Source organism: Psychromonas sp. psych-6C06, assembly GCF_002835465.1.
Classification (GTDB): Bacteria; Pseudomonadota; Gammaproteobacteria; order Enterobacterales; family Psychromonadaceae; genus Psychromonas.
Window position 1 is genome coordinate 79,089 of the sequence record NZ_PIZM01000012.1, and the last position, 11,692, is coordinate 90,780.

The 11,692-nt window shown below is 39.7% G+C and carries 8 protein-coding genes; 3 read left to right on the forward strand and 5 right to left on the reverse strand.

Features of this window, described 5'->3' with window-relative positions:
* Window positions 1-297 precede the first annotated feature (297 nt).
* Window positions 298-1,146 carry an SAM-dependent methyltransferase gene (locus CW745_RS14965; RefSeq protein WP_101109504.1) on the forward strand — a complete coding sequence of 283 codons (849 nt, stop codon included), beginning with the start codon at window positions 298-300 and terminating at the stop codon, window positions 1,144-1,146.
* 17 nt (window positions 1,147-1,163) lie between these two features.
* Here CW745_RS14965 and CW745_RS14970 read toward each other — a convergent pair whose 3' ends face one another.
* Window positions 1,164-2,126 (reverse strand): LysR family transcriptional regulator, encoded by a 963-nt coding sequence (locus CW745_RS14970; protein WP_101109505.1) that lies wholly within the window; start codon window positions 2,124-2,126, stop codon window positions 1,164-1,166.
* Between the two features lie 117 nt (window positions 2,127-2,243).
* Between CW745_RS14970 and CW745_RS14975 the strand changes: the two genes are divergently transcribed.
* Complete coding sequence (locus CW745_RS14975) at window positions 2,244-3,443, forward strand: multidrug effflux MFS transporter (protein ID WP_101109506.1); 1,200 nt, start codon at window positions 2,244-2,246, stop codon at window positions 3,441-3,443.
* 90 nt (window positions 3,444-3,533) lie between these two features.
* A complete protein-coding gene (locus CW745_RS14980) occupies window positions 3,534-3,761 on the forward strand; it encodes a hypothetical protein (protein ID WP_101109507.1) in 228 nt (75 codons plus the stop codon).
* A 387-nt stretch (window positions 3,762-4,148) separates the two neighbouring features.
* Here the strand turns inward: CW745_RS14980 and pntB are convergent, their stop codons facing one another.
* The 4 genes from pntB to rapA form a co-directional block, all read right to left on the reverse strand.
* Entirely contained in the window at window positions 4,149-5,522 is a 1,374-nt protein-coding gene (gene pntB / locus CW745_RS14985; RefSeq protein WP_101109508.1) for a Re/Si-specific NAD(P)(+) transhydrogenase subunit beta, read from the reverse strand.
* Window positions 5,523-5,524: 2 nt separating this feature from the next.
* Window positions 5,525-7,069, reverse strand: coding sequence for a Re/Si-specific NAD(P)(+) transhydrogenase subunit alpha (locus CW745_RS14990; RefSeq protein ID WP_101109509.1), 1,545 nt, complete (start codon window positions 7,067-7,069; stop codon window positions 5,525-5,527).
* Window positions 7,070-7,402: 333 nt separating this feature from the next.
* Window positions 7,403-8,080: an RluA family pseudouridine synthase gene (locus tag CW745_RS14995; protein ID WP_101109510.1), complete on the reverse strand. Its 678-nt coding sequence runs from the start codon at window positions 8,078-8,080 to the stop codon at window positions 7,403-7,405.
* A gap of 166 nt (window positions 8,081-8,246) precedes the next feature.
* Window positions 8,247-11,159 (reverse strand): RNA polymerase-associated protein RapA, encoded by a 2,913-nt coding sequence (gene rapA / locus CW745_RS15000; protein WP_101109514.1) that lies wholly within the window; start codon window positions 11,157-11,159, stop codon window positions 8,247-8,249.
* Window positions 11,160-11,692: the final 533 nt, after the last annotated feature.

The window sequence follows — 11,692 nt, forward strand, 5'->3', positions numbered from 1 at the left end:
GAATCTGTAGAGCGCCTATTTTTTCGATTCCACGCGGTACCCAAAAAACAACGGCTTCACCAAAATAGAGAGGTTTTGCATTTTCTCCTTTTACTTTTATCAACAAACAATAAACCTAGTTACTTTAATTTGACCACTTTATTATATTGGTCTTTATTTACTAAACAGGTTGGAAAATTATGATCAATTAGCGAAAATTTATATGTGCTAGCTTGCATAGTTGACATGCATTTATCGTAAAATTCATTAAGATACGTATGATGCTATAAAATCTATGATGATAAAAATAGGGTGAAGATGAAATTAGATAGACATGCAATAGGGCTCGCTTTTTTACGTGGTGTTGAGTCATCATTCCATCATGAAGTGCGTTTTTTTGAAGATACCTATGCACTAAAATTAATCCCTGGTACTGCTTTTAAACTGGTTTCTGGCCTCACAAAGTTTCGCTATTTTAGAAATAAAATTATTAAACGTTATGAGAAATCGGTTCCTGGGCTTTATGGCAATATGGTCTGTCGCACGCGTTATATGGATGAAAAGCTCAATGAAGCCTCGCTTGAAGGATATAAAAATGTCGTTATTATTGGCGCTGGTCTGGATATGCGCGCTTATCGTATCGATGGTTTAGAGAGTTTAAATTTTTTCGAACTTGATTCTGCGCCCATGAGTGATTACAAACAAAAGAATATTCAGCCACTTATTCGTACTAGCCAGCATGTTACCTATCTTCCTATTAATTTAAAAAACGAATCCTTACAGCAAAACCTTCAAGAGGCTGGTTGTGACAATACATTAAAAACATTATTTATATGGGAAGGACAAACTCAGTCTTTACCGGAAACACAAGTGACGTCGATATTAAAGACAGTAGCAAGCTTTCCTAAGGGCAGTGAGATTATTTTTTCATATATTTTAAAAAGCTTAATCCCTGAATATTCACAAGAAGAGATTGAAGAAAATCTAGTAAAATGGCAGTTTGGGTTAGAACCACAGCAGGTATCTGCTTTTTTAGCTAAGCAAGGCTTACAGCTTGTAGAAGATATTGATTCAATTGAATTTGAAAAACGTTACATACAACCGAGTGAGCGTGCACTCACTTGTTTGAAAACCGAACATACCGTGTTGGCTAAGGTAAATGCTTAAAGCTGACGCTTTGAGTATTATGTGACGCTTGATTGCAGCTTAATACTTTGACAAATAGTTTCTCTAATCCATTGATGTCCGGGCTCATCATTATTTCGCTGATGCCACAAAAGAACATAAGCCAAAGGTGAGAAATCGATGGGCAGTGGAATTTGTATTAATGGATAAAGCTTTTGTGCGTGAGGTACAAAACTTGAAGGTAAAGTAAAGATTAAATCTGTATGTGCGCAAACACTGGCCGCACCATAAAAATCTGGCAGTGTACTACTAATTAAACGATGTTGGTTAGATGTGGCTAAGTGATAGTCCAATGCCCACCAATCGTTCCCTTCACATCTGACTTGCACATGCTTCATGCTCAAGTATTCTTCAATACCCCATTTGTTTTGCTTTACTTTCTCTAAGATAGGGTGCCCATGTCGCACTAAGCAAACTTGTTCATCGGTAAATAACGTTGTTTGATTAATCCCGGCAGGTAGGTTGTTTAATCGATAATCAGAAGTTGGGTGCAAATCTCGGGCTGTAATACCGAAATCAAGCTCTCCTTTTGATAGTCCTTGCATCGATTTCTCATTCCAACCGTAGGTATCTAGGTTAATATTTGGTGCTTGGTTTAGAAGTGGTCCAATATAAGCGGGTAATAATGTTTCATAAGCACTCTCCACCATGGCAAATGAAAAGGTACGCTGACTTGTCAGCGCAGAAAAGCTCGGTGGCAAAGTCATTTGGTATAAACCCTGCAAAATATCGGGGAGTTGTTCTTTTAGTTGTAAAGCGTGTGCGGTCGGTTTTAGACCATGTGCGGTCCGTAAAAATAGCGGGTCGTCTAGAGCCTCTCTGAGTCGATTTAGTGCTTTGCTTAATGCAGAAGGACTTAGGTGTAAACGATTTGCGGCTCGGGTTGCGCTCTCTTCTTCTAACAGGGCTTGAAGTGTAACTAATAGGTTGAGGTCAATTTTGGCAAGGTGGGTTAAATTCATTGGCTTCCTATGGTCAGATATTCCTAAAGGTCAATTCAGTTCTGAAATAATGCCATTATGATTCATATCTTGCTCTGCGTAAACTAGTGGCTTCTATTTACCTTATTAAGGATCCTAATGCGTAAAACTATTTTACCAATATTGATGCTAATGGTTATGTTAAGCCCGTTAGCCATTGATATCTATCTTCCTTCAATGCCCGTGATGGCTAATGAGTTCAATGTTTCTGCGAGCCAAATTCAATCTACCTTGGTGTTATTCATGTTTGCTATGGGAGTGGGGCAAATATTAATCGGACCGTTGGCAGATCGTTTTGGCCGTCGTCCTGTGGCATTAGTGGGTATATGTCTGTATATTTTTAGTAGCTTATTAGCGGTCTTTACTCATGATTTTCAATTACTACAATTAGCAAGAGTGCTACAAGGAATTGCTGCCTGTGCAACCTCTATTGTTGTATTTAGTGCGGTACGTGATAGCTTCAATAGCGCCGATAGTGCTAAATATTATAGTTATTTGAATGGCGTTATTTGTGTGGTGCCGGCCTTAGCCCCAACACTCGGTGGTATTCTGGCCTTACAGTTTGGTTGGCGTTCAACTTTTGTTTTTATGGCTTTATTCGCGGTCATTGTATTAATGATAAGTGCTTTTAAACTCCCTGAAACTCGCCCGAAAAGTGATCATAATGGTGGTGCTTTATACCGCTGGCAGCGTTTTAAACCGGTGTTAAATGATCCTCATTTTCTTTTTTATTCTGTGGCTTGTATGGTTGGAATGGCATCTATTCTGATCTACGTATCCTATGCACCGGATTGGTTAATTCGCCATTTAGGTGTTTCTGAAATGAGTTTTAGTTTGCTCTTTGGACTAAATGCGCTGATTAATATCATTGCGGCTTTTGTCGCTCCACAAGTAATTAAGCGCTATGGTAATCGACCGACTGCCATCATTGCACTTTTAACTTTATTAATTTCAGCTGTTATACAGCTTACATTACAAGAAATAGGACCTACTGCTGGACTCGCTGCCGCTTTTAGCTTTATGTTACCGATGATATTGCTATGTATTGGCTTTGCTCTTTTACTGGGTCCTGCAACAACAATGGCGTTGAGTGCCTTTGGTGAACGAGCTGGTACTGCATCTGCAATGCTTGGCTGTATTCAAATGAGTGGTGCTGCATTGTTAGCGGGGGGGATGCAACAAACAGGGCTAAGTGCTCCCTATGCAGTCGCCAGCTTAATGGGGGGATTATCATTGCTGTTGCTAACCATGATGCTAATACCACAATTAAATCATTGGCATCAAGAGCAGTTCAGCTAACATTAACCGACTTTTTTGTCATAAAATTGCAATGATTAGGTGGCAGAATCTTTTATCAACAAGTAATTATAACGATGAAGGGGTGTTAATATGAACTGTGTTACGGTTAAAAATTTTGGTAAAAATGCAAAGTGTTACTGTCTTGCATCACTTAAACGCATATTACTAACGCAATGTACGCAAAAATCTGTTGCTATCATTCATACCTTTACCGGTGAACTTAATAAAACTTTTTTTGTAACGGTCAGAGATGATGGAACATTATTTGAAACTTACGGTGAGCAAAAAGAGATACCCCTGAGTACTTTTAAGTTATAGCTTTTTATTGTTTTTTAATCTGCATAGGGGCGTTTACGCCCCGTTTTTTTATAATTTTAGCGAAGTATTTAGCGCGCAATAGTAAATGAAAGAAAACCGTGAATAGTGGTTGCTTCGGAATCATTATGACTTTCTTAATTGGCTTGGTATGAAGAAACAGTCAATATTTAGCGCAACGTAATATTATCCGCTTATCCGCTTATCAACATATTATGCCAATCGGATTAAGTATATGCTCTAAATTTTGCGGAGAAAAATGACTTAGCTTAAGGCGAGATTTGACGTAAATGGTTACCCCCTTTGCCATAGAGTATTAAAACAACAAATACAAAAAAGCTCCTTTATATTAAATAAAGGAGCTTTTTATTATTTTTCACTTATGCGTATTTACAGATTTTGTAAAATGGCATCAACAGAAGCTTTCGCGTCACCAAGTAACATTTCTGAGTTTTCTTTAAAGAACAGAGGGTTTTGTACACCAGCATAACCAGCACCCATTGAACGTTTAAAGACAACAACTTTGCTTGCTTCCCAAACACTTAACACTGGCATACCTGAAATAGGTGTACCTGGTTCATTTGCTGCTGGGTTAACGGTATCATTTGCACCGATAACTAATACAACGTCAGTCTCAGGGAAGTCTTCGTTAATTTCATCCATCTCTAAAACGATATCGTAAGGCACTTTAGCTTCAGCCAATAATACGTTCATGTGGCCTGGAAGACGACCCGCAACAGGGTGAATGCCAAAGCGAACGTTTTTACCTTTATCGCGAAGACGTTTAGTGATTTCAGCAACAGGGTATTGTGCTTGTGCAACAGCCATACCATAACCTGGTACGATAATTACATTTTTAGCCGCTTTAAGTGATTCAGCCACTTCTTGTGCGTTAGTTTCGATATGCTCGCCGTATTCTTGATCAGCCGCCGCAGAAGTGTCTTCGTTACCAAAGCCACCCAAGATAACGCTGATAAATGAGCGGTTCATCGCTTTACACATGATGTAAGAAAGAATCGCACCACTCGAACCAACTAATGCACCGGTAATGATAAGTAGATCATTTGCTAGCATGAAACCTGTCGCAGCCGCAGCCCAACCAGAGTATGAGTTAAGCATTGATACAACTACTGGCATATCTGCACCACCAATAGATGCAACTAAGTGCCAACCAAATGCTAAGGCAATGACGGTCATAATGATCAATGCTGTTAGGCCTAGATCACCGCTAACAAACGCAACAAGCAAGAATGCAGATGAAGTAACCGCAGCAATGTTGATCCAGTTTTTACCTGGTAATGATAATGCAGCACTATTTACTTTACCGCTTAGCTTACCAAAGGCAACAATAGAACCCGTGAAGGTCACTGCACCAATAAAGATACCTAGGAACACTTCTACGTCATGAATGGTCTTCGCTGCACCTAATAAGATGCCGTGATCTAAGTAGGAGTTGAAACCGATGAATGCAGCCGCTAAACCTACGAAGCTGTGTAGAATCGCAATTAGCTCTGGCATTGAAGTCATTTCAACTTTTAATGCTAAACGCACACCAATTGCAGCGCCGACAGCCATTGCGATGGTGATGTAACCAAGACCCGATACCTGTGCACTTGCAATTGTTGCAAATACAGCGATGATCATACCAATAATACCAAACAGGTTACCCTTACGAGCGCTCTCTTGGCTACTTAAGCCATTAAGGCTTGCGATGAATAGAATGGCAGCGATGATATATGCTGCTGTAATTAATCCTTGAGACATTATTATTTATCCTTTTGGAACATTTTCAACATACGGTGTGTTACGGTAAAACCGCCCACAATGTTGATCGTTGCAATTAATATTGCAATGGTAGATAACACGGTAACAACGACGTTATCGCTACCCACTTGTAATAATGCACCGACGATAATGATGCCACTGATTGCATTAGTTACACTCATAAGCGGAGTATGTAGTGAATGTGCAACATTCCAAACAACACCGTAGCCTACGATACATGCCAGCATAAATACCGTGAAATGTGCTAAGAAATCAGTTGGTGCAACAGTTGCAAGCCAACCAAATAAACCCGCACCAACGATAGCTGCAACAGGTTTAATCCATTTGTTTGGTGCTTTTTCTTCAACAACAACGGCTTCTTTTGCTTCTTCAGCTTTTGCCGCAGGTGCCGCACTTACATTGATAGCTGGTGGTGGCCAAGAGATTTCTCCCTCTTTAACAACCGTTGCACCGCGGATAACTTCATCTTCAAAATCGATGTCAATTTGGCCATCTTTGTTTTTACAAAGTAGCTTCATCAAGTTAACGAGGTTGGTGGCGTAAAGTTGGCTTGATTGTGTTGGTAGACGACTTGGTAAGTCAGTGTAACCGATGATCTTCACGCCGTTTTCAGAAGTGAAAATTTCATCTTTAACCGTTAATGCTGCATTACCGCCTGCTTGAGCTGCTAAATCAACAATTACGCTACCCGCCTTCATCGATTTAATCATCTCTTCAGAGATAAGTTTTGGTGCTGGCTTACCAGGAATAAGCGCCGTTGTGATAATAATATCCACATCTTTTGCTTGTTCAGCCATCATCGCTGCTTGCGCTTGTTGGTATCCTTCACTCATGGTTTTAGCGTAACCATCTGAGCTAACTTCTTCTTCATCTTGGTAATCAACAACCAAGAATTCAGCGCCCATACTTTCAACTTGTTCTTTTACTTCTGGACGTGTATCAAATGCACGAACGATTGCGCCAAGGCTTCCTGCTGCACCAAGTGCGGCAAGACCGGCAACACCTGCACCAATAATTAATACTTTTGCTGGTGGTACTTTACCGGCAGCAGTAATTTGACCTGTGAAGAAACGACCAAACTGATTTGCTGATTCGATAACGGCACGATAACCAGCAATATTTGCCATAGAGCTTAGTGCGTCAAGTGCTTGTGCACGAGATGTGCGTGGAACGCTGTCCATTGCAATTACACTGATATTTTTAGCTTCTAGTTTTTTAAGCAGTTCTGGGTTTTGTGCTGGCCAGATAAAGCTCACTAAAGTTGCGCCCTCTTTAAACTGTGCTATTTCAGATTCTGTTGGTGCGTTAACTTTGAAGATAATATCAGAGGCTAAAACAGCGTTTGTTTCTGCACTAATCTCAGCACCTGCTTCACTGAATAATTGGTCTGAAAAGCTAGCGTTAGCGCCGGCGTTTGTTTCTACAAGAAAAGTAAAACCTTGTTTTCTTAACAGCTCAACCGTTTTCGGTGTCGCTGCTACGCGGTTTTCATTTTCTTGGATCTCTCTAGGTATACCTATTTGCATAGTAAGTCCGTGATCGCTTGTTGTTATAATGAATAATTAGTGGTTGATTTTACGTACAATTTACAAGGATAAATAGATCTGGATCATTTTCAGTCTTTATTTGTAGCCGTAACGTTAATCTTGAATGCTTTGCTTCGATTCTGTTGTTTTCTTACAGCAAGAAATCGAGAGTTAAATATTAGTTAAAAAATGTGAGTTAGGCTAGCTTTTTAAGGGGAGAAAGGCGTTGTTTTTACAACAATAGCGTTACTTGATATAAGAAAACGCTATATGGTGTTAAAGAAATGTAAATTTAACTCTTTTATGAAATAAATTTACATAAAGGTAAACTGCTTAATTAGGCGTTTCATTGAGAAAGGGCGGAGCGCAATGAAAAGTGATTCGTTCTTCACTACTTGGATGAGTTAATGTAATGCTACCTGCATGTAACGCTAAACGCTCTGGAGAAAAACATTTACCAAATTGTGTTGCATAAAAATCATCACCAACAATAGGATGACCAAGTTGTTGCATATGTACACGGAGTTGATGAGTTCTCCCTGTTAGTGGCGTTAACTCAACCACAGTGGTTAATTTCTCGCGTTTAAGTACTTTCCATTGCGTTTGTGAGCTTTTACCCTGGTCAAAGTCGACAATTTGGCGAGGTCGGTTTTCCCAGTCACAACGAATAGGTAGATCGACTAGTCCATTATCCTGCTCGATAACCCCTTCAACTCGCGCGTAATAGGTTTTATCAATCACTTTTTGCTGAAACTGACGGCCGATATGACTTTGCGCAGACTTACGCATCGCTAAAACAATAATACCTGATGTGGCTAAATCTAATCGATGCACCACACAAGCTGTTGGCCAGACACGTAAAATACGAAGTGCTAAACTATCTGCATGTTTCTTCTCTCGACCAGGTACACTCAATAATCCCGAAGGTTTATTGAGCACCACAATATCATCATCTTGATAAAGGATATCTAGGTAGGGCTTTTGTGGTGGATTGTAGACAAAATGTGGCATAGTAAAGGTCTGCTTTAAGGCTGGAAAGCTGTAAGGCTATAGGGAAATCCCGCTAGCTTCAAGCTTTACTCAGTTTGCATTCTAGCCTTCAAGCGCTCTAGCTTTCGGCTCGAAGTCGTATGGCTATAAGGAAAGCATTCAATCTCAAGCCTTATAGCCTTTGTTTTCAAGATTGTGTTGAAACAATAAAACGAATCGCATCAAGTTTCAGCTGGGTTTGATCTAATATTTGCTCAAAGTGATGCTGTTGATCGCGAATATATTGGATTTCATCTTCACGAATATTAGGGTTAACTGCTTGTAGTGCCTGCAATCTGTCTCTATCCCCCTGAAGCGTTTGTTGCATCTCGGTTTTTGCGGTTAATAAAATATCATCCATTAACGTTTGTGCCGTGGCTTTTGAATCTTTTATTAACTGGTGAATCAAAGGCTGTGAAGTATTGGCAATTTTACGACTGATATGGCGATTAATCGGCGTTAATTGACGATCGAAACTATCAAAAGTGACATTTTCACCCAGGTTTTTACCATTTTTATCTAACAACAAACGTATTGGCGTTGTTGGTAAGAAACGACTCAACTGTGCATTGTCGGTATTTATCGTTTCAACAACGTAAATAAGCTCTAAAAAAGTAGAAGCCGGGGGCAGTGAATTATTCTTAAGCACTGCAACAGAGGTTGTGCCAGTGTCACTACTTAAAATCATCTCCATACCACCTAAAATCATTGGGTGTTCCCAAGTAAGATAGTGTACATCATCACGACTTAAAGCGGTTTGTCGATTAAAAGTCACCGTTGCCCCTTCCTCTGGCAAGCCTGGGAAATCGGAAGTTAACATATGATCCGTAGGTTTGAGGACTAAGCAATGCTCGTTTTGATCTTCTTGTTGCACACCAACGACATCGAATAGCTGCAAGGCAAAAGTGGTAAAGTCAGGTAATTGATCAATTTCAGTGATGTCATCAAGCAAGTTACTGTCGTGTAGAACCCCACTCGAATTGATTTCTAATAGACGATCTCGTCCCTGCTCTAATTGTGCTTTTAATTTTTCATTCTCTGCGCGAGTATTGTTGAGCAATTTATCGAACTCACCATTCTCATTTTCGCCCGTTGCAAGTAGCGCAATAAGATCATCTTTTACTAATTCATATACCGTATGTCCGGTTGGGGTTGTTTGCGTGAAGGCAGACAATCCATTTTCATACCACTTTTGTAAGTGCTCTTGTGCCGTATCTTTAAGGTAAGGGGTATAAATTTGAATATCACAACGTTGCCCGATACGGTCAAGACGGCCAATGCGTTGCTCTAATAAATCTGGATTAATAGGTAGATCAAACAATACTAAGTGGTGTGCAAATTGGAAGTTACGTCCTTCAGAGCCTATTTCTGAACAGAGCATTACCTGCGCGCCATCTTCTGTTTGAGCAAAATAAGCCGCTGCTTTATCACGCTCAACCAGTGACAACCCTTCATGGAAAACAGCTGCCTTAATTGCTTCTCGTGTACGTAGTGCTTCCTCAAGAGCAAGAGCTGTTTCAGCTTGTGCGGCAATGATTAAGATTTTTTCATCTTTAAATTGCTGAATTAAATCAATTAACCAACTAATGCGCGGGTCAAAAGTACACCAAGAATTTGATGTGCCACCTTCAAAGGTTTGGTACATCTGTTCAGGGTAAAGTGCGCTAAAGGCTTGATCTTGCAATGTACCAGAAGGCAGCATTTTCGAAACTTTCATTGCCGTTTTATATTGATCCGGTAAAGGCAATGCGATCGATTTTAAAATACGTTTAGGGAACCCTTTAATTGCCGAACGCGTATTACGGAAAAGTAAGCGGCCTGTTCCATGTCTGTCTAGCAAATTACTGATTAATTCACGCTCAGCTTGGCTACGTTCAGTATCACCGGGAGGGAAATCTTCGATTACTTTAAGTAGTGGTTGCACATCTTGTTCACTGAGCAATTCAGTAATACTGTTTTGTGCATCATTAGATAAAGGCTGGTTATCAAGTAATTGATTTACAGCATCAACAACAGGTTTGTAACCAGATTCTTCATCCACAAACTTTTGATAATCGTAAAAACGGTTTGGATCTAATAAACGTAAACGAGCAAAATGGCTTTCATGACCAAGTTGATCTGGCGTTGCCGTTAATAACAGTACACCAGGTGTTTCATTCGCTAATGCTTCAACGACTTGGTATTCACGGCTCGGTTTTTCACTATCCCAAATAAGGTGATGTGCTTCATCGACAATTAATAGATCCCACTCTGCTTCTAATGCATGGTCAAAATGCACTTTTTTACGCAATAAATTGATACTACAGAGAACTAACTGCTCCGTTTCAAATGGGTTAATCTCATCAACATAAGCTTCGTTACAACGGCTGTCATCGAAAATACTAAAGTGTAAGTTGAAGCGGCGCATCATTTCAACTAACCATTGGTGTTGCAGGTTTTCAGGTAAAACGATTAACACTCTTTTAGCACGACCTGTAATGATCTGTTGGTGAATGATTAACCCGGCTTCAATAGTTTTACCAAGACCTACTTCATCGGCTAGAAGAATGCGAGGTGCGTGTCGCTGACCAACTTCTTCCGCAATGTAAAATTGGTGAGGTATAAGGTCAACCCTTGGACCTAATAAACCGCGTAGGTTTGATTTTTGCTGTGTATGTTGGTTAAGTAATGCTTTATAGCGCAGTACAAATCGATCGAATTTATCAATTTGGCCTGCAAATAATTTGTCTTGTGGTTTGTTAAACTTAATAAAGTTATTAAGAAAGGTCTCTTTTAAACGAATAACTTCATCACTTCCAACAGCTGTACCTATATAAGTGATAAGTTCTCCCTCATCGTCGATTTCTGTCACCAATATTTTTGAATCATCATGGCTGATGATTTCATCGCCAACATTAAATCGAACACGCGTGATAGGGGCGTCGGTGATGGAGTAGAGGCGTTGTTCACCTGATGCAGCGAACAAAAGTGTCAACATGCGTCCTTCAATAGCGACGATTGTGCCTAATCCTAATTCTGATTCTGCATCACTGATCCAACGTTGACCCAAAGAAAATGTCATAAAATACCACTCAAAAATAAATACATAGAAAAATAAGGCGCACATATTACCTAAATGTGTGCATTGATTACTAATCATAAAACTATAAAGTTGAATTTCAATAAAACTAGCATATAAATGAAGAAATAACGGGGTTGGTTAATATATAGGCAGTTAGGTTTTAATTGAAAATTAACGCTTGCCAAGGCTTTCTCAATCCCTATAATGCGACCCCACAGATACGGACGGCAACGCAAGTTACCAACTAAGTCCGAAGCAACAAACTCCTTACTTTAAGTTAAGGGATTTTGAGTCAACTAAAACGTTTAAAGTAATTTAAATAAACGATTGACAAGCTTCAAAGGTAGCGTATTATACGCACCTCGCTGATACGGCCTAGCCGGTAAGCACGCTCTTTAACAATTTAATCAAACAATCTGTGTGAGCATTGATAGTAGATTTCAAAATAGTCCTTCGGGACAAAAAATCAATATCAGTGACACACGAATTAATTCATTAATTCAGAATAACAAATCGTTACTTATTTAGGTAAG

Excerpts from the sequence above, each read along its gene's own strand:
- pntB (WP_101109508.1), bottom strand. The coding sequence starts at position 5,522 with ATGTCTCAAGGATTAATTACAGCAGCATATATCATCGCTGCCATTCTA.
- CW745_RS14995 (WP_101109510.1), bottom strand. The coding sequence starts at position 8,080 with ATGCCACATTTTGTCTACAATCCACCACAAAAGCCCTACCTAGATATC.
- rapA (WP_101109514.1), bottom strand. The coding sequence starts at position 11,159 with ATGACATTTTCTTTGGGTCAACGTTGGATCAGTGATGCAGAATCAGAA.
- CW745_RS14980 (WP_101109507.1), top strand. The coding sequence starts at position 3,534 with ATGAACTGTGTTACGGTTAAAAATTTTGGTAAAAATGCAAAGTGTTAC.
- CW745_RS14990 (WP_101109509.1), bottom strand. The coding sequence starts at position 7,069 with ATGCAAATAGGTATACCTAGAGAGATCCAAGAAAATGAAAACCGCGTA.
- CW745_RS14975 (WP_101109506.1), top strand. The coding sequence starts at position 2,244 with ATGCGTAAAACTATTTTACCAATATTGATGCTAATGGTTATGTTAAGC.
- CW745_RS14970 (WP_101109505.1), bottom strand. The coding sequence starts at position 2,126 with ATGAATTTAACCCACCTTGCCAAAATTGACCTCAACCTATTAGTTACA.
- CW745_RS14965 (WP_101109504.1), top strand. The coding sequence starts at position 298 with ATGAAATTAGATAGACATGCAATAGGGCTCGCTTTTTTACGTGGTGTT.